Genomic DNA, 16,501 nt, shown 5'->3' with positions numbered 1-16,501 from the left:
CTTGCTCTTGAGCCTGGCCACCAGCGCCTGCAGCGTTGCCTGCGTCTGCGGATGCGAAGAACGCGTCGACGAAATCGTCCAGCGGCAGCACATCCGGGTCGGCGTACGCCGCGGCGAGGTCGGCCCGCGCGAGGGTGCGTGTGGCCAGCATCGCGTGCGACGGCAGGGCCGGCACGTCGACGCCGGCGGAGAACAGCCACTGCGCGCCGGACAGCACGATGCCGCGCATGCTGTCGTCGATGGCGGCATGCAGCGCGCGCAGCAGCTCCAGGTTCAGTGTGTTGACCGGCGGGCGAGCTGGATCTCGCGGATGCCGTGGTCATGGTTGGTGAGGTTGAGCATGGAAAACTCCGGTCGGGATTACTGTGGTTGTTCGTCGGCGGTCCAGCTGTAGCGCACCGCATAGTCCAGCACGGCCTTGCCGTTGGCCGGCACTTCGACGCGGAATTCCAGCATGTCCGGCGCCTGTTCGCTCGGCTTGCTGCTGGAGGAGACCAGGGTCCACTGCCGCCAGCGGCCGGGATGCTCGCGCACAGTCACCGTGCGCGAGCTGTCGCCGGCATTGCCGATGGTGATGCGGAACGTCTCGTCCAGCGCGTGGCCGGCCTTGTCGACGTGGAAGGCGGTGCGCTCGCGCGTCGCGCGCAGGTCGAAGGCGGTGCCCAGGGTGATGGTGGCGTCGCTGCCTTTCGGGGTGTCGTCGATGCGGCCTTCGCCGATGAATTGCGGCGTGCCGTTCCTGTCGGCGGTGAGCACGCGCAGGTAGCCGGCCGGCAGGCTGTCGAACGCCTTCAGCTTCAGCGTGCTGAGGATGGTGCTGTTGCTGCCGAGGTTGTAGTCGCGTTCCAGGATCGGCCGTGGTGGCAGGTAGCTGTTGCCGTTCTCGAACAGCGCGGTGCGTGTGCAGTCCAGCGTGCGCGTGGCGTACAGCGGCACCTGGCTGACGCTGCCGTCGGGCAGTTCGACGGCGCCGGGCAGGGTGTAGCTGCGGTAGTCGCCGAGGCTGTCCTGCTGCGGCATGGCTTCGGCCTTCACGCTGAAGCCGCGCGCCATCGATACCATCGGTCGCGGTGCCGAGGCCTTGGCCATGTTCGGCTGGCCGGCGATCAGGGTGAGCTGTGCATCGTGCCAGTCGCGGCCGCTGCGGTTGGCGATGCTGGCGCGCGACTCGAACTGCATGCGGCAGGCCGCGCCGGGCAGCAGCGTGGCCACGTACGCGGCGCGCCAGCCGAGGCCGGTGGTGGGGTAGCTGAGCACGGCGCGGATCGGGCCGGCGCGGGTGGCATCCACGCGCAATCGCAGGCTGGAGCCGCTGGGGAAGTCCGCGCCGGTGGCGCGGACGGCGGCATAGTGCGTAACCAGGGTGCTGCGGCCGGAGGCGTCGCGCACCAGCAGGGCGTCGCCCGCGCGCAGCAGGCTGCCGCTGGCCAGCGACTCGCCATTGCCGCCGAGCACGGCCACCTCGCGTCCGAGCAGGCCAGTCAGCGCGGAGTTCGCGCCTTGCGCCAGCAGCAGGCTCTGCGACAGCACCTTCGCCCCGCCGTCGGGGAAGCCCAGCGCCAATGCCTCGGCGTCGAGCGAGTCCGGCAGGTCACCGACCACCACGTCGTGCGTGCCGGCAGCGAGATCCAGCACGCGCTGTTCGCGCACCACGGCATAGCCGTCCCCCACGCTGGCGCCGTTGTTGCTGCTGGCGTACAGCGCCGGGCTGTCGCTGCGGTACAGGGTGAGCGCCGTGGTGTCGGCGGCCCGTGCCGCCGATGCGCCGGCGAGGGTGGCGAGGCAGGCGAGGGCAAGGGCGGGGCGATGTGCTGTCGTCATCAGGCGCATTCCATCGTGGGGACCGGACCGCCATCATAGCGACGGCACCTGCATGCCGTGCACCGATGGCATCACCGCCTGCGTGGCGATGCCGGCATGGGTTCGCTATCGTGATGCGGCCGTTTCCTGCGGGCGACCGAACATGTCTGCATCCTCGACGATCGCCATCGCGCCCGTCCGCCTGCCGGACGACATCGAGGTCGTGCGCGGCTTGTTCGCGGAGTACATCGACAGCCTCGGCATCGATCTTTCGTTCCAGGATGTGGGCGCGGAACTGGCGCAACTGCCCGGCAAGTACGCGCCGCCGCGGGGCGTGATCCTGGTCGCGCGCGACGGCGCGGGGACTGCGCTCGGCTGCGTGGCGCTGCGGCCCTGGCCTGAGCCGGGCGTGTGCGGGATCAAGCGTCTCTACGTCAGGCCGGCGGCGCGTGGGCAGGCGCTGGGGCGGCGGCTCGCCGAAGCGGTGATCGCGTGGGCCGCCCGGGCCGGCTATGCGCGCGTGCTGCTGGACACTCTGGCCTCGATGCAGACCGCCCGGCAGCTCTACGTCGCACTGGGTTTTCGTCCGGTGGCGCCGTATTACGACAACCCGGTGCCGGGTACCTGGTACATGGCGCTGGAACTAGAGATGGGCGGCTCCTAGCAGCGTGGGCGGTTTATCCGACGGCGTTGCGGATCGCCTCCGGCAAGGGCACCGGCTTGCCGCTGGCCGGGTCCATCCACACCATCACCACGTGGCCGTCGCAGTACAGCTGGTCGGGGTGTTCGGCATCGATCACGCGGTGCGCGATCGTCATCGAGCTGTTGCCCGTGCGCTCGCAGAACAGCTGCACCTGCAATTGCGCGGGCCAGGCGATGGGGCGGCGGTAGTTGACCTGGCTGGCGGCCATCACCGGCATCGCGTGCTCGTCGAACCACGGCCCGGGCACGTGGCTCAGCCACTGCAGCCGCGCCTCTTCCAGGTAGGTGAGGTAGTTGGAATTGTTGACGTGGTTGAACGCGTCGAGGTCGCGCCAGCGCACGCCGAGCGAGGCGACGAACAGCGGCGCGTCTGACGTGCCGGTCCTGGTTTCGGCGGTGCCGGATGAGTGGGCGCTCATGAGGATTTCTTCTTTCCGCTTCCGCGCATCGGCTTGTACTTGTCGGCCGAGGCGATGTGTTTGGTGGCAGCCTTGATGCGCTTGGCGGCGCCGGGCTGTTTCGGCTTGGCCGGTTTCAGGTGCGGTGCGAGGAAATGGCCGGTGTGCGATTCGGCAGTGGCGGCCACGGTCTCTGGCGTACCGGCAACCAGGATGCGGCCACCGCCAGCACCGCCCTCGGGGCCGAGGTCGACGACCCAGTCGGCAGTCTTGATCACATCCAGGTTGTGCTCGATCACCACCACGGTGTTGCCCTGGTCGACCAGCTGGTGCAGCACGTCGAGCAACTGCTCGATGTCGTGGAAGTGCAAGCCGGTGGTGGGCTCGTCGAGGATGTACAAGGTGTTGCCGGTGTCGCGCTTGGACAGCTCCTTGGACAGCTTCACGCGCTGCGCCTCGCCGCCGGACAGCGTGGTCGCGCTCTGCCCAAGCTTGATGTAATCGAGGCCCACGGCACGCAGCGTGTCGAGCTTGCGCGCGATGGTCGGCACGTTCTCGAACAGCTTCAGCGCGTCCTCCACCGTCATGTCGAGCACGTCGGCGATGGTGTGGCCCTTGTACAGGACCTCCAGCGTCTCGCGGTTGTAGCGCTTGCCGTGGCAGACGTCGCAGGGCACGTACACATCGGGTAGGAAGTGCATCTCCACCTTGAGCATGCCATCGCCTTCGCATGCCTCGCAGCGGCCGCCGCGCACGTTGAAGCTGAAGCGGCCGGGCGTGTAGCCGCGCGAGCGCGCTTCCGGCACCTGCGCGAACATCTCGCGCAGCGGGGTGAACAGGCCGGTGTAGGTGGCGGGATTGGAGCGCGGCGTGCGGCCGATCGGCGACTGGTCGATGTCGACCACCTTGTCGAACAGCTGCAGGCCCTGCACCGACTGGTACGGAGCTGCTTGCGTGCCGGCGCCGTTGAGTTCGGCGGCGGCGAGCCGGAACAGGGTGTCGTTGACCAGGGTCGACTTGCCCGAGCCGGAGACGCCGGTGACGCAGGTGAACAGCCCGGCCGGAATCGCCAGGTCGACGTGCATGAGGTTGTTGCCGCTGGCGCCCTTCAGCTGCAGCCAGGAATCGCCGTCGATCGGCTGGCGGCGTTCCTTCGGCACTTCGATCGCGCGCGTGCCGGAGAGGAACTGGCCGGTGACCGAGCGCGGCGAGTCGAGCATGTCCTGCACCGTGCCCTGCGCCACGACCTCGCCGCCGTGCACGCCGGCTCCGGGGCCGATGTCGAGCACGTGGTCGGCCATGCGGATCGCGTCCTCGTCGTGCTCGACCACGATCACCGTGTTGCCGAGGTCGCGCAGGCGGGTCAGCGTGCCCAGCAGGCGCTCGTTGTCGCGCTGGTGCAGGCCGATCGAGGGTTCGTCCAGCACGTACATCACGCCGACCAGGCCGGCGCCGATCTGCGAGGCGAGGCGGATGCGCTGCGCCTCGCCGCCGGAGAGCGAGTCGGCCTGGCGGTCCAGGGTGAGGTAGTTCAGGCCCACGTCGTTGAGGAAGCTCAGCCGTTCGCGGATCTCCTTGACGATCTTCACCGCGATCTCGCCGCGCCAGCCGGTGAGCTTCAGTTCCTCGAAGAATGCCAGCGCGTCGTCGATCGAGCGGTGGGTCAGTGCAGGCAATGCGTGGTCGGCGACGAACACGTTGCGCGCCGAGCGGTTCAGCCGCTGGCCTTCGCAGGCAGGGCAGGGCTGGTCGCTGATGTACTTGGCCAGCTCCTCGCGCACTGCGGCGGATTCGGTTTCCTTGTAGCGCCGTTCCAGGTTGGGCAGGATGCCCTCGAACGCGTGCTCCCGGGTGACCTTGCCGCCCCGCTCGGTGATGTAGCGGAACGCGATCCGGTCCTTGCCGCTGCCGTACAGGACGGCCTTCTGGACGTCCGCAGGGAGCTTGTTCCACGGCGTGTCCACGTCGAAGCCGTAGTGCGCGGCCAGCGAGAGGATCAGCTGGAAGTAGTGCGCGTTGCGCCGGTCCCAGCCGCGCACCGCGCCGCTGGCCAGCGACAGCTCCGGGTGGCCGACCACGCGCGCCGGGTCGAATACCTGGGTCACGCCCAGGCCGTCGCAGGTGGGGCAGGCGCCCACCGGCGAGTTGAACGAAAACAGCCGCGGCTCCAGTTCCGGCAGCGAGTAGTCGCAGACCGGGCAGGAATAGCGCGAGGACAACATCTGTTCGGGCGCGTCCGGGGCATCCATGTTGGCGACGATCACCAGGCCATCGCCCAGCCGCAATGCCGTCTCGAACGATTCGGCCAGGCGCTGCTTGATGTCCTCGCGCGGACGGAAGCGGTCGATCACCGCCTCGATGGTGTGCTTGATGCGCAACCCCAGCGGCGGCACCGCGTCGAGGTCGAACACGGTGCCGTCGACGCGGGCCCGCACGAAGCCCTGCGCGCGCAATTGCTCGAACACCTGCACGTGCTCGCCCTTGCGCTCGCGGATCACCGGGGCGAGCAGCATGTAGCGTTTCTCGGGGTCGAGCGCGAGCATGGCATCGACCATCTGGCTTACCGTCTGCGCCTCCAGCGGGATGCCGTGGTCCGGGCAGCGCGGCGTGCCGACGCGGGCGTACAGCAGGCGCAGGTAGTCGTACACCTCGGTGATCGTGCCGACGGTGGAGCGCGGGTTGTGCGAGGTGGATTTCTGCTCGATCGAGATCGCCGGCGAGAGGCCTTCGATGTGGTCGACGTCGGGCTTCTCCATCATCGACAGGAACTGTCGCGCGTAGGACGACAGCGATTCCACGTAGCGGCGCTGGCCCTCGGCGTAGATGGTGTCGAACGCCAGCGAGGATTTGCCGGAGCCGGACAGGCCGGTGATCACGATCAACTGGTCGCGGGGCAGGTCGAGGTCGATGTTCTTGAGGTTGTGCGTGCGTGCGCCGCGGATGCGAATGGTGTCCATGGACGCCGGATATGGGGGGGAATGTGCACTATACCAACCTGGGCAGGTCAGTTATTGCCGCTTCAGCCGGAAAGTTCCGGTTGGCGACGGCGTATGGCCTAATGCATGGTTTCCCGGCCGCGAGGCCGCTCAGTCGGAGATCACCGCCCATGCGTAGCTGGATCCGGATCGGCGCCCTGTTGTGGCTGCTCGTTTTCTGCGGGTCGGCCGCGGCCGTCGTGGCGCCCAGCGAGCAGCAGGTGCGCGACCTGTTCAAGGTGATGCGGGTGGAGCAGACGCTCGGCCAGATGAACACGCAGATGGCCGCGCAGATGCGGCAGAAGCTTCCCTGCGTGCCGGCGGAATACTGGCAGGGGTTCGTCGACGGCGACGGCGCCACCGCCGTGGTACAGCGCATGGTCCCGGTGTTCCAGCGCCATTTCAGCGGCGAGGAAATCGACGGGCTGCTCAAGTTCTACCGCTCGCCGCTGGGCCAGAAGGTGCTGACCGAGATGCCCGCGGCCATGGCCGAGGCGACCCAGGTGGGCCAGCAGTGGGGGCAGGAGCGCACCCGCACGATGCTGCAGGAGCTGGAGAAGAAGGGCAGCCTCGACGCGCAGGGCCGCTGCCCGGCCGCGCCGGAGGCTGCCGACGAAGGCGAGGCCAAGCCGGCGACTCGGCCGGTGAAGAAGCACGTCCGGCACAAGCCCGTGCACCATCACAAGCCGGCGGCCAAGCCCAAGTCCAAGCCGGCGGCGGCGCCGGCTCCGGCAAAGTCCGCGGCGCCGGCCCAGTCCTAGCCGACTGGTCAGGAATTGACCAGCGGCCCCTGGCCTCGCTATACTCTCGCGTTCGTTCCGGCCGGTTCGGGGCGAAACACCCAAGAGAATAACGACAGAAGGGCATTTCCATGAGTTATGCAGTCATCAAGACCGGTGGCAAGCAGTACCGTGTGCAGCAGGGCGACGTGCTGCGCGTGGAGCTGTTGACCGCCGATGAAGGCGCCACCGTGAACTTCGACCAGGTGCTGCTGGTCGGTTCCGGCGAGTCGGTCACCGTCGGTGCGCCGGTCGTCGCGGGTGCCACCGTCAGCGCCACCGTCCGCAAGCACGGCCGCGCCGACAAGGTCCGCATCATCAAGTTCCGCCGCCGCAAGCACTACAAGCGTCAGCAGGGCCATCGGCAGCATTTCACCGAAATCGAGATCACGGGCATCAACGCCTGAGCAACTGGAGCATTGAGTCATGGCACATAAAAAAGGCGTAGGTTCCAGCCGCAACGGTCGCGATTCGAACCCGAAGTACCTCGGCGTCAAGGTCTACGGTGGCCAGGCCATCGAAGCCGGTAACATCATCGTGCGCCAGCGCGGCACCCAGTTCCATCCGGGCACCGGCGTGGGCCTCGGCCGTGACCACACGCTGTTCGCGCTGGTCGACGGCAAGGTCGAGTTCAAGGTCGGCGGCGCCAAGAACCGCCGTTTCGTCAGCGTCGTGCAGGCATAAGCCTTCCGCGATGCGGCAGCGAAGGCCCCGCTTCGGCGGGGCTTTTGTTTTTGCAGGCCGGATTCGGGATTCGCCGGGGCAGCATCGCGCCGGCCTGTTACCGTATCGCCCTGAACCGCCCGCGCGCCCGCTTTTCCGCATCCCGCATTCCCAATTCCAAATTCGGCTCTCCCATGAAATTCGTCGACGAAGCCCAAATCCGTGTCCAGGCCGGTGACGGCGGCAATGGCTGCATCAGCTTCCGCCGCGAGAAGTTCATTCCCTTCGGTGGTCCCGACGGCGGCGACGGCGGCTTCGGCGGCTCGGTCTGGCTGGTGGCCGACGAGGGCCTCAATACCCTGATCGACTTCCGCCACCAGCGCAGCTTCAAGGCGCAGCGCGGCGAGAACGGCATGGGCAGCCAGATGTACGGCAAGGGCGGCGAGGACACCACGATCCGGGTGCCGGTGGGGACGATGGTCACCAACGTCGATACCGACGAGGTGATCGGCGACCTCACCGCCCACGGCCAGCGCATGCTGGTGGCGCAGGGCGGCAAGGGCGGCCTGGGCAACATCCACTTCAAGAGCTCGGTGAACCGGGCACCGCGCAAGGCCACGCCGGGCACGCCGGGCGACGTGCGTGAGCTGAAGCTGGAGTTGCGCCTGCTGGCCGACGTCGGCCTGCTCGGCTTCCCCAACGCGGGCAAGTCCACCTTCATCCGCGCGGTGTCGGCGGCAACGCCGCGGGTGGCGGATTACCCGTTCACCACGCTGCATCCGAACCTGGGCGTGGTCAGTCTGGGCACCGACCAGAGTTTCGTGATCGCCGATATCCCCGGTCTGATCGAGGGTGCCTCCGAAGGCGCCGGGCTGGGCATCCAGTTCCTGCGCCATGTGGCGCGCACCAGCCTGCTGCTGCACATTGTCGACATCGCGCCGATCGACGGCTCCGACGTGGCCGGCCAGGTGCGCGCGATCGAGCAGGAGCTGGAGAAGTTCAACCCGGAACTGCTGGAGCGCCCGCGCTGGCTGGTGCTGAACAAGGCCGACATGCTGGCCGCGGACGAGCGCCAGGCGGTGGCGGAGAAGGTCATCGCCGAGCTGGGCTGGACCCGGCCGTGGTTCCTCGTTTCGGCGATCGCGCGCGAGGGCACCATGGCCGTGTGCCAGCAGGTGCAGCGTTTCTTCGAGTCGCAGCGCGAGGCCGGCGTGGAGCGCACCGGCATGCCACCAAACGATGTGCGCCTGCGCGGCGAGCAACCGCAGGACTAGCCGGTTATCCCGGCGCCGGCAGGCCATTGCCGCCGGCGGGGCGGCTTGCCTTCTTCATATGAGAATGACTATTATTCATCAACGAGATGCCGGATCGACCCATGAAACGCGTGCTGCTTGCCCTCGCCATGCTGTTGCCGTTGCTGGCCAGCGCGGCCGATGCACCCAGCTACACCTTGACCCTGAAGGATCATCGCTACCAGCCCAGCGAGCTGCGCGTGCCCGCGGGAATCCGGATCAAGCTGGAACTGGTCAATCGGGATCCCTCGCCGGAGGAGTTCGAGAGCGATGACTTCCCGGCCGAGAAGATCGTTATGCCGAACAGTTCGACCAGCCTGTCAATCGGCCCGTTCAAGCCGGGGCGCTACCGCTTTTACGGTGATTTCCATCAGCCCACGGCGCAGGGCATGTTGATCGTGGAGTAGGTATATGTGGGCGGTGGCCTTGCTGGTGTTCCGGGAAGTACTGGAGGCGGCGCTGATCGTCAGCGTGGTGGCCGCGGCTACCCGCGGCGTGTCGCGGCGCGGCTGGTTCGTGGGCGGCGGCATCGCGCTGGGGGTCTGCGGCGCGATGCTGGTGGCGCTGTCGGCCGACCTGCTGGCTGCGGCCTTCAGCGGCGCCGGGCAGGAACTGTTCAATGCCGCCGTGCTGCTGGCCGCGGTGCTGATGATCGGCTGGCACGTGCTGTGGATGTCCAGCCACGGCCGCGAACTGAACCGGCAGATGCGCGAGCTGGGCAGCGCGGTGCACAGCGGCGCCAGCTCGCTGGGACTGCTGCTGGCGGTGGTGGCGCTGGCGGTGCTGCGCGAGGGCTCGGAGGTGGTGCTGTTCCTGTACGGCATGCGCGCCGGCGGCGCGGAACACCTGTGGGCGGGCCTGGCGATCGGCGTGGTGGCCGGTGCGGCGCTCGGCTTCGCGCTGTACGCGGGCCTGTTGCGCATTCCGATGCGGCACTTCTTCGGCGTCACCAACGCCATGCTGGTGCTGTTAGCCGCGGGGCTGGCCTCGACGGCCGCGCGCTACCTGATCCAGGCCGACCTGCTGCCGGCATGGGGCAACCAGTTGTGGGACAGCTCGTGGCTGCTCGGCAACCGCTCGTTGCTGGGCCAGACGGCGCACGTCCTGGTCGGCTACGACGCGCAGCCTGCCGGCATGCAGATGGTGTTCTACGCGCTGACCCTGCTGGCGCTGTGGGCCGGCGCGCGGTGGGGCACCGGCCGGGCGCGCTGAACTACATGCGGAACACGCCGTAGCGCTGCGGTTCGATCGGTGCGTTGAGCGAGGCGGAGATCGCCAGGCCGAGCACGCGGCGAGTGTCGGCCGGGTCGATGATGCCGTCGTCCCACAGCCGCGCGCTGGCGTACCAGGGGTGGCCCTGGCGCTCGTACTGCTCGCGGATCGGCGCCTTGAAAGCTTCCTCGTCCTCCGTGCTCCATGATTTGCCGGCGGCCTCGATGCCGTCTCGCTTGACCGTGGCGAGCACGCTGGCGGCCTGTTCGCCGCCCATCACCGAGATGCGCGCGTTCGGCCACATCCACAGGAAGCGGGCGCCGTAGGCGCGGCCGCACATCGCATAGTTGCCGGCGCCGAAGCTGCCGCCGATCACCACGGTGAACTTGGGCACGTGCGAACAGGCCACGGCGGTGACCATTTTCGCGCCGTCCTTGGCGATGCCCGCCTGCTCGTACTTCTTGCCGACCATGAAGCCGGTGATGTTCTGCAGGAACACCAGCGGCACGTTGCGCTGGTTGCACAGCTCGATGAAATGCGCGCCCTTCAGTGCGCTCTCGGCGAACAGGATGCCGTTGTTGGCGACGATGCCCACCGGATAGCCGTGGATGTGCGCGAAGCCGCAGACCAGGGTCTTGCCGTAGCGCGCCTTGAACTCATGGAACTCGGAGCCGTCGACGATGCGCGCGATCACCTCGCGGATGTCGAACGGGCGACGGGTATCCTGCGGGATCACGCCGTAGAGTTCCTCGGCCGGGTATTTCGGCTCGACCGGCGCGCGCAGCGCCAGCGGCATGTCCTTCTTCCGGTTGAGGCTGGCCACGATGTCGCGCGCGATTGCCAGCGCATGCGCGTCGTTCTCGGCAAAGTGGTCGGCCACACCGGAGATCGACGTGTGCACGTCCGCGCCGCCCAGCGTCTCGGCATCGACCACCTCGCCGGTGGCGGCCTTCACCAGCGGCGGGCCGCCGAGGAAGATCGTGCCCTGTTCGCGCACGATGATCGTCTCGTCGCTCATCGCCGGCACGTAGGCGCCCCCGGCGGTGCACGAGCCCATCACCACCGCGATCTGCGGGATGTTGAGCGAGGACATCCGCGCCTGGTTGTAGAAGATCCGGCCGAAGTGTTCCTTGTCCGGGAACACCTCGTCCTGCAGCGGCAGGAAGGCACCGCCGGAGTCGACCAGGTAGATGCAGGGCAGGCGGTTTTCCAGCGCCACTTCCTGCGCGCGCAGATGCTTTTTCACCGTCATCGGGAAGTAGGTGCCGCCCTTGACCGTGGCGTCGTTGGCGACCACCACCACCTCGATGCCGTTGACCCGGCCGATGCCGGTGATCAGGCCGGCGGCGGGCGCGGCATCGTCGTACATGCCGTGGGCGGCCAGCGGCGACAGCTCGAGGAATGGCGAGCCTGGATCGAGCAGGGCGCGGATGCGGTCGCGCGGCAGCAGCTTGCCGCGGGCGACGTGCTTCTCGCGGGCCTTCGCGCCGCCGCCCTCCGCGCTACGTGCCAGTTCGCGCTGCAGATCGTCCACCACGGCGCGCAACTGGCGGCTGCCGGCCTGGAATTCGGCGGAACGCGGATCGATCTGCGATGCAATGACGCTCATGGATGCGGGCTCACGGATAGGCTGCCATCAAGGCCGAGTCACGGATGATAGCGGGCGTTGCCCGGTGGCCAAAATCGGCGGACGGAACGGCGAATCATGGGCGAAAAAAAACGGCCGCACGAGGCGGCCGTTTTTCTGGAAACCAGCAAGGGATCAATGACCCTTCATGGCGTCCTTGGCTTTGTCAGCTGCGTCCTTGGCGGCACCGGCAGCCTGCTTGGCAGCGTCGGCGGCCTTGGCGGCGGCGTCGACGGCGGCCGGAGCGGCAGCGGTGGAGGCCGGAGCAGCAGCCGGAGCTGCGGCGGTCGAGGCCGGGGCAGCCGCCGGAGCGGCAGCGGTCGAAGCCGGAGCAGCGGCCGGAGCCGGAGCCGGGGCTTCCGCCGCAGCCTTCTGTGCGGTATCGGCCGCCTGCTGGGCGGTGTCAGCCGACTTCTGTGCGTCTTGCGCGGAATCCTGCGCGCCGTTGCTGCATGCCGCCAACAGCGCGACGAGCGCGGCGGCGAGTAGGGTACGCGTAAACTTCATGGTGGATCTCCTTTGCCGTGGAATGCCGTTTGGCCGTGTATTAATAGCGCTTTCGCGGAAATTGCGCCACATCTTTATGACGAGGTTTCAGGGCGCATTGGAAACTGATTTATCCAGCCGTCATCTGGATATCATGCGCCGGTCATGCTGGTGCCGTGAGCATTAGTCGATGCGCTCCACCGCGATCGCCGTCGCCTCGCCTCCGCCGATGCACAGGGAGGCCACGCCGCGCTTGAGGCCTCGTGTCTTGAGGGCGTTGAGCAGAGTCACCACCAGGCGCGCACCGCTGGCGCCGATCGGGTGGCCGAGTGCGCAGGCGCCGCCGTTGACGTTGAGCTTGTCGTGCGGGATGCCGAGCTCCTTCATCGGCGCCATCGCCACCACCGCGAACGCCTCGTTGATCTCGAACAGGTCGACGTCGGCCACCTTCCAGCCGGCCTTGTCCAGCACCTTCTGGATCGCGCCGACCGGTGCGGTGGTGAACCATTCCGGCTCCTGCGAATGGGTGGCGTGCGCCACGATCCGCGCCAGCGGCTTCAGGCCGCGCTTGCCGGCGTCGTCGGCCGACAGCAGCACCACCGCGGCGGCGCCGTCGGAGATGCTGGACGAGCTGGCCGCGGTGATCGTGCCGTTCTCCTTGCGGAAGGCCGGCTTCAGCGAGGGAACCTTGGCGATGTCGGAGCGGCCGGGCTGCTCGTCGGTATCGACCACCACGTCGCCCTTGCGGCCGCTCACCGTGACCGGGACGATCTCGCCGGCGAAGGCGCCGTTCTGCTGCGCCGCCTGGGCGCGCTTGACCGACTCGATCGCGAACGCGTCCTGCGCCTCGCGGGTGAAGTGGTACTTGTCGGCGCACATTTCGCCGAACACGCCCATCGACTTGCCGTCGTAGGGGTTGGTCAGGCCGTCCCAGGCCATGTGGTCGACCAGCTGGCCGTCGCCGTAGCGGATGCCGGTGCGCGCCTGCACCATGTGCGGGGCGTTGGTCATCGACTCCATGCCGCCGGCGACCACGACATCTGCCGAGCCTGCCCTGATCAGGTCATGGCCCAGCATGATCGCCTTCATGCCCGAGCCGCACACCTTGTTGATCGTGGTGCAGCCGGTGCTGGCCGGCAGGCCGGCGCCGAGCGAGGCCTGGCGCGCCGGCGCCTGGCCCAGGTTGGCGGGCAACACGCAGCCCATGATCACCTCGCTGACGTCGGCGGGAGCCACGCCCGATTGCTCCAGCACCGCGCGAATCGCGGTGGCACCGAGCTTCGGGGTGGGCACGCCGGTGAACTGGCCGAGGAAGGAGCCGATGGCGGTGCGCTTGGCACCGACGATGACGACACTGACATCCGACATGGATAACTCCGCTTGCAAGACTTGAGGGGCGCGAGCGCCTGGCAGGAAACCCCTGAATTATCGCAGCCCGCCGCGAAGCTCGGCAAACCGCGGCAATATCCTTGCCGTGTAGCAACTTGCGAGCGGTTTCATTGGGATTTCGTTGTGCCAAGATGACGGCGGGTAGCAGTAACCGCGCAGTGGCCGCGCCGGCGAGGCAAGGAGAAGAGGGTGGTGGGAGCATGACGAATACGTTCGATCCGGGTTGGCGACGCTGCGAGCTGGCGTGGCTGGTAGCCATGGCGCTGGGCCTGAGCGCCTGCGGCGGTGGCGGCGGCAGCAAGCCCACGCCGCCCCCGGCTGCGCCCGCGGCACCACCGCCGCCGCCCACGACTCCCCAGCCCCCGCTGGACGCCCAGCTCGCGCTCACCAACACCTACGCCGCGCACGCCCAGGGTTACACCGGCGCCGGCGTGGTGATCGGCGTGGTCGACAGCGGCATCATGCGCAGCAATCCCACGGTGGCAGGGCGGGTGCTGCAGGAGCTGATCTACGTCGACCCGACCACCAACAACACTTCGATCGACGACGTGGCCGGCCACGGCACCTGGGTGGCGGGAATCGCCGCCGGCCAGCCGTTTGCGAAGTTCCCCGGCGGCATCGCGCCCGGTGCCGGCCTGGTGTCGGCGCGCATCATCAGCGACGTCGCACCCAAGGACGACGGCTCGGGCAACGGCAACCCGGTCACGGCTGCCGACGCGACGTTCTTCGGGCAGACCCTCAACCCCGCCCTGATCAGCGCCGGCGTGCAGGTGATGAACAATTCCTGGGGCGGCATCTACTGGGACACCACCAACGCCTCGATCAACCAGGCGTTCGGCGCTGCCTATGATCCGTTCGTGCTGCAGCATCGCGGCCTGGTCGTGTTCGCGGCCGGCAACGATTCGAAGGCCAACCCCAGCAGCATAGCGGCGCTGCCCAGCCTGGCGCCGGAACTGGAGAAAGGCTGGCTGGTCGCGGTTGCCGTCAACAGCAACAACCCGACCCAGCTGGAAGGCTATTCCAACCGCTGCGGCATCGCGATGAACTATTGCCTGGCCGCGCCAGGCGACGTGATCGTGCTGGACAAGAGCACCAGCGCCACGACCACCAGCCCGAGCTATTACATCGTGGAGGGCACCTCGTTCGCCGCGCCACAGGTGTCGGGCGCGGCGGCGCTGGTGTGGCAAGCCTATCCGTATTTCAGCAACGACCTGGTGCGGCAGACCCTGCTGGGCACCGCCGACCCGCTTGGCGGTTCGCAACCGAACCCGACCTTCGGCTACGGCGAGCTGGATGTCGGCAGGGCGGTCAACGGGCCCATGCAATTCAACTGGGGCGACGTCACGGTCAGCTTCAGCGGCAGCTCCAGCTGGAACAACCCGATCTCCGGTGCCGGCGGCCTGATCAAGCAGGGCTCCGGCACGCTCAACCTGACACAGCCGTCGAGCTACACCGGCATGACCCAGGTGCAGGGCGGCACATTGACCGCGAAGTCGCTGGCCGCCAGCGCAAGCATCAGTGCCGGCGCCACGCTGAGTGGTACCCAGGCCATCGGCGGCAGCGTGATCAATGCCGGCGTGCTCGGCGTCGGCGGCAGCAACGTCACGGTGGGCGGCAACTACACGCAGCAGGGCAACGGCCGGCTGGCGGTGTCGCTGGGTTCGGCGCTGAATGTCGCCGGCAAGGCCAGCCTGGGCGGCGGCGACCTGTTCGTGACCGGCGCGAACCCGGGCTATGTGGTCAGTTCGCACACCAATGTGCTCAGTGCCGGCGGTGGCCTGAGCGGCACCTTCAGCGCGTTGAACACGGCCTCCAATGTCCTGCTGACGGCATCGCTCGGCTATGACGCCAGCAACGCCTGGCTCAACGTGCAGCAGGTGCAGGTCACCGCGGTCCAGGGCATGGCGTACACCGCCGCCTCGCTTGGCGCCGCGCAGCGTGTGCAGGGTGCATTCGGGCTGATCAACACCCAGCTCGCGCCAAGCGGGCCGTCGGGCACCGCTGCTCCGGTCGGTGCCGGCTTCATCGAGGGCGCCGCCAGCCTGCAGCAGTCGACCAGCGTCGCCGCCTTGAGCCGCTCGCTCGAAAGCCTGTCCGGCCAGCTGCATGCGGCGAGCGCGGCGATGACGTTCGAGGCGATCGACGCCGGCACGCGCGCGCTGTCCGACCGCTTCGGGCATCTGCTCGACACGCCGCAGCCCGGTGGCTGGGCGCAGGGCATCGGCTACCATGGCGACCTGTCGCGCAGCGGCTACAGCGACGTCGGCTACGACCTCAGCGGCACCATGGTCGGCGCGGACCGGCGCATCGGCGGCGACGGCATTGCCGGCTACGCGCTGGTCCAGAGCCGCAGCCTCGGCCGGCTCGGCGCCAGCGCGGACCACGGCTACAGCCACGCGCTGGAGGGCATGCTGTATGGCGGCGTGATCCACGGCTCGTGGTACGCGATGGGCCGCCTCGGGTTCGGCGATTACCGCGAGAACATGCATCGCCAGCTGCAACTGGGCAACCAGCTGGCCGGCGTCGGCAGCGACAGCCGCGGGCGTTACGGCGTGGCCCATGGCGAAAGCGGCTACCGGCTGGCGCTGGGTCGCACCGAGCTCACGCCGTACGTGGACCTGCAGTACGCACAGCTGCGGCACGACGGCTTCGATGAGCTGGGGGCCGGCGGTTTCGGCCTGAAGTCAGGCGTGCAGAACGTGTCGCGCTGGCAGGCCGGCGCGGGCCTGCGCACCTCGCGCGAATGGACGCTGGCCGGTGGCGGAACCCTCAGCCTGCAGACGCGGGCGCTGTGGCAGCAGTCGTTCGGCCTGCGCGGCGAGGTGTTCGAGGCCAGCTTCAGCGGCATCAACCAGTACGCGCCGCTCGGCGGCATCGGGCTGTCGCGCCGTGGCGGCGTGGTCGGCGCCACGCTGGACTGGCGGATGACCCCGCGCGCCAGCCTGCAGATCGGCTACGACCGCTACGCAGGCCAGCGCCAGCAGGCACAGATGGCCACGGCGAGCTTCAGCTGGTCGTTCTGATCGTTATTGCAGGTGCCCGCTGCGTAGGGCGGGCACCGCCCGCCGGCTCTGGTTCGGTGCTGCGAGTGCGGCGGGCACTGCCCGCCCTATGTATGGACTCGCCCCTGGTGTCAACCGCTGCGTGGGCAAGAAAGCACGGGCTGCATTTATGTATG

The 16,501-nt window shown here is 68.4% G+C and carries 14 protein-coding genes; 8 read left to right on the top strand and 6 right to left on the bottom strand.

Annotation, left to right across the window (positions count from 1 at the left end; all coding sequences use genetic code 11):
- Positions 1–360: 360 nt before the first annotated feature.
- The gene (locus tag AC1Q5A_RS00070) at positions 361–1,821 is read right to left on the bottom strand and encodes a DUF4139 domain-containing protein (protein ID WP_492697008.1); all 1,461 of its coding nucleotides are present in this window, start codon (positions 1,819–1,821) and stop codon (positions 361–363) included.
- 142 nt (positions 1,822–1,963) lie between these two features.
- Between AC1Q5A_RS00070 and AC1Q5A_RS00065 the strand changes: the two genes are divergently transcribed.
- Positions 1,964–2,464 carry a GNAT family N-acetyltransferase gene (locus tag AC1Q5A_RS00065; RefSeq protein WP_492697006.1) on the top strand — a complete coding sequence of 167 codons (501 nt, stop codon included), beginning with the start codon at positions 1,964–1,966 and terminating at the stop codon, positions 2,462–2,464.
- 13 nt (positions 2,465–2,477) lie between these two features.
- Here the strand turns inward: AC1Q5A_RS00065 and AC1Q5A_RS00060 are convergent, their stop codons facing one another.
- The gene (locus AC1Q5A_RS00060; RefSeq protein ID WP_492697004.1) at positions 2,478–2,921 is read right to left on the bottom strand and encodes an acyl-CoA thioesterase; all 444 of its coding nucleotides are present in this window, start codon (positions 2,919–2,921) and stop codon (positions 2,478–2,480) included.
- Positions 2,918–5,857 carry an excinuclease ABC subunit UvrA gene (gene uvrA, locus AC1Q5A_RS00055; protein WP_492697002.1) on the bottom strand — a complete coding sequence of 980 codons (2,940 nt, stop codon included), beginning with the start codon at positions 5,855–5,857 and terminating at the stop codon, positions 2,918–2,920. The genes AC1Q5A_RS00060 and uvrA overlap by 4 nt, the downstream gene beginning before the upstream one ends.
- A gap of 149 nt (positions 5,858–6,006) precedes the next feature.
- Between uvrA and AC1Q5A_RS00050 the strand changes: the two genes are divergently transcribed.
- From AC1Q5A_RS00050 to AC1Q5A_RS00025, 6 genes are all read left to right on the top strand, one after another.
- Positions 6,007–6,636 (top strand): DUF2059 domain-containing protein, encoded by a 630-nt coding sequence (locus AC1Q5A_RS00050; RefSeq protein ID WP_492697000.1) that lies wholly within the window; start codon positions 6,007–6,009, stop codon positions 6,634–6,636.
- Positions 6,637–6,746: 110 nt separating this feature from the next.
- Positions 6,747–7,061 (top strand): 50S ribosomal protein L21, encoded by a 315-nt coding sequence (gene rplU, locus AC1Q5A_RS00045; RefSeq protein WP_492696998.1) that lies wholly within the window; start codon positions 6,747–6,749, stop codon positions 7,059–7,061.
- A gap of 19 nt (positions 7,062–7,080) precedes the next feature.
- The gene (gene rpmA, locus AC1Q5A_RS00040) at positions 7,081–7,338 is read left to right on the top strand and encodes a 50S ribosomal protein L27 (protein WP_068095676.1); all 258 of its coding nucleotides are present in this window, start codon (positions 7,081–7,083) and stop codon (positions 7,336–7,338) included.
- 173 nt (positions 7,339–7,511) lie between these two features.
- Positions 7,512–8,591, top strand: a complete 1,080-nt coding sequence (gene cgtA / locus AC1Q5A_RS00035) for an Obg family GTPase CgtA (protein ID WP_492696996.1) — start codon at positions 7,512–7,514, stop codon at positions 8,589–8,591.
- Positions 8,592–8,692: 101 nt separating this feature from the next.
- Positions 8,693–9,016: a cupredoxin domain-containing protein gene (locus tag AC1Q5A_RS00030; RefSeq protein ID WP_492696994.1), complete on the top strand. Its 324-nt coding sequence runs from the start codon at positions 8,693–8,695 to the stop codon at positions 9,014–9,016.
- A gap of 4 nt (positions 9,017–9,020) precedes the next feature.
- Positions 9,021–9,821 carry an FTR1 family iron permease gene (locus AC1Q5A_RS00025; RefSeq protein WP_492696992.1) on the top strand — a complete coding sequence of 267 codons (801 nt, stop codon included), beginning with the start codon at positions 9,021–9,023 and terminating at the stop codon, positions 9,819–9,821.
- 1 nt (position 9,822) lies between these two features.
- Here the strand turns inward: AC1Q5A_RS00025 and AC1Q5A_RS00020 are convergent, their stop codons facing one another.
- From AC1Q5A_RS00020 to AC1Q5A_RS00010, 3 genes are all read right to left on the bottom strand, one after another.
- Entirely contained in the window at positions 9,823–11,430 is a 1,608-nt protein-coding gene (locus tag AC1Q5A_RS00020; protein WP_492696990.1) for a carboxyl transferase domain-containing protein, read from the bottom strand.
- Between the two features lie 153 nt (positions 11,431–11,583).
- Complete coding sequence (locus AC1Q5A_RS00015) at positions 11,584–11,955, bottom strand: hypothetical protein (RefSeq protein WP_492696989.1); 372 nt, start codon at positions 11,953–11,955, stop codon at positions 11,584–11,586.
- Between the two features lie 162 nt (positions 11,956–12,117).
- Entirely contained in the window at positions 12,118–13,302 is a 1,185-nt protein-coding gene (locus AC1Q5A_RS00010; RefSeq protein WP_492696987.1) for a thiolase family protein, read from the bottom strand.
- A gap of 221 nt (positions 13,303–13,523) precedes the next feature.
- On the opposite strand from AC1Q5A_RS00010, the gene AC1Q5A_RS00005 reads away from it, so the two are divergent.
- On the top strand, positions 13,524–16,346 hold the full coding sequence (locus AC1Q5A_RS00005) for a S8 family serine peptidase (protein ID WP_492696985.1): 2,823 nt from the start codon (positions 13,524–13,526) through the stop codon (positions 16,344–16,346).
- Positions 16,347–16,501: the final 155 nt, after the last annotated feature.

The organism is Rhodanobacter sp. GW835-FHT13D09 (assembly GCF_058793995.1).
The sequence above is the reverse complement of the archived record's forward strand: the minus strand, read 5'-3'. Positions and strand labels throughout refer to the sequence as shown.

Excerpts from the sequence above, each read along its gene's own strand:
- AC1Q5A_RS00070 (WP_492697008.1), bottom strand. The coding sequence starts at position 1,821 with ATGACGACAGCACATCGCCCCGCCCTTGCCCTCGCCTGCCTCGCCACC.
- AC1Q5A_RS00025 (WP_492696992.1), top strand. The coding sequence starts at position 9,021 with ATGTGGGCGGTGGCCTTGCTGGTGTTCCGGGAAGTACTGGAGGCGGCG.
- uvrA (WP_492697002.1), bottom strand. The coding sequence starts at position 5,857 with ATGGACACCATTCGCATCCGCGGCGCACGCACGCACAACCTCAAGAAC.
- AC1Q5A_RS00030 (WP_492696994.1), top strand. The coding sequence starts at position 8,693 with ATGAAACGCGTGCTGCTTGCCCTCGCCATGCTGTTGCCGTTGCTGGCC.
- AC1Q5A_RS00065 (WP_492697006.1), top strand. The coding sequence starts at position 1,964 with ATGTCTGCATCCTCGACGATCGCCATCGCGCCCGTCCGCCTGCCGGAC.
- AC1Q5A_RS00010 (WP_492696987.1), bottom strand. The coding sequence starts at position 13,302 with ATGTCGGATGTCAGTGTCGTCATCGTCGGTGCCAAGCGCACCGCCATC.
- rpmA (WP_068095676.1), top strand. The coding sequence starts at position 7,081 with ATGGCACATAAAAAAGGCGTAGGTTCCAGCCGCAACGGTCGCGATTCG.
- AC1Q5A_RS00060 (WP_492697004.1), bottom strand. The coding sequence starts at position 2,921 with ATGAGCGCCCACTCATCCGGCACCGCCGAAACCAGGACCGGCACGTCA.
- cgtA (WP_492696996.1), top strand. The coding sequence starts at position 7,512 with ATGAAATTCGTCGACGAAGCCCAAATCCGTGTCCAGGCCGGTGACGGC.
- AC1Q5A_RS00020 (WP_492696990.1), bottom strand. The coding sequence starts at position 11,430 with ATGAGCGTCATTGCATCGCAGATCGATCCGCGTTCCGCCGAATTCCAG.
- AC1Q5A_RS00005 (WP_492696985.1), top strand. The coding sequence starts at position 13,524 with ATGACGAATACGTTCGATCCGGGTTGGCGACGCTGCGAGCTGGCGTGG.
- AC1Q5A_RS00015 (WP_492696989.1), bottom strand. The coding sequence starts at position 11,955 with ATGAAGTTTACGCGTACCCTACTCGCCGCCGCGCTCGTCGCGCTGTTG.
- rplU (WP_492696998.1), top strand. The coding sequence starts at position 6,747 with ATGAGTTATGCAGTCATCAAGACCGGTGGCAAGCAGTACCGTGTGCAG.
- AC1Q5A_RS00050 (WP_492697000.1), top strand. The coding sequence starts at position 6,007 with ATGCGTAGCTGGATCCGGATCGGCGCCCTGTTGTGGCTGCTCGTTTTC.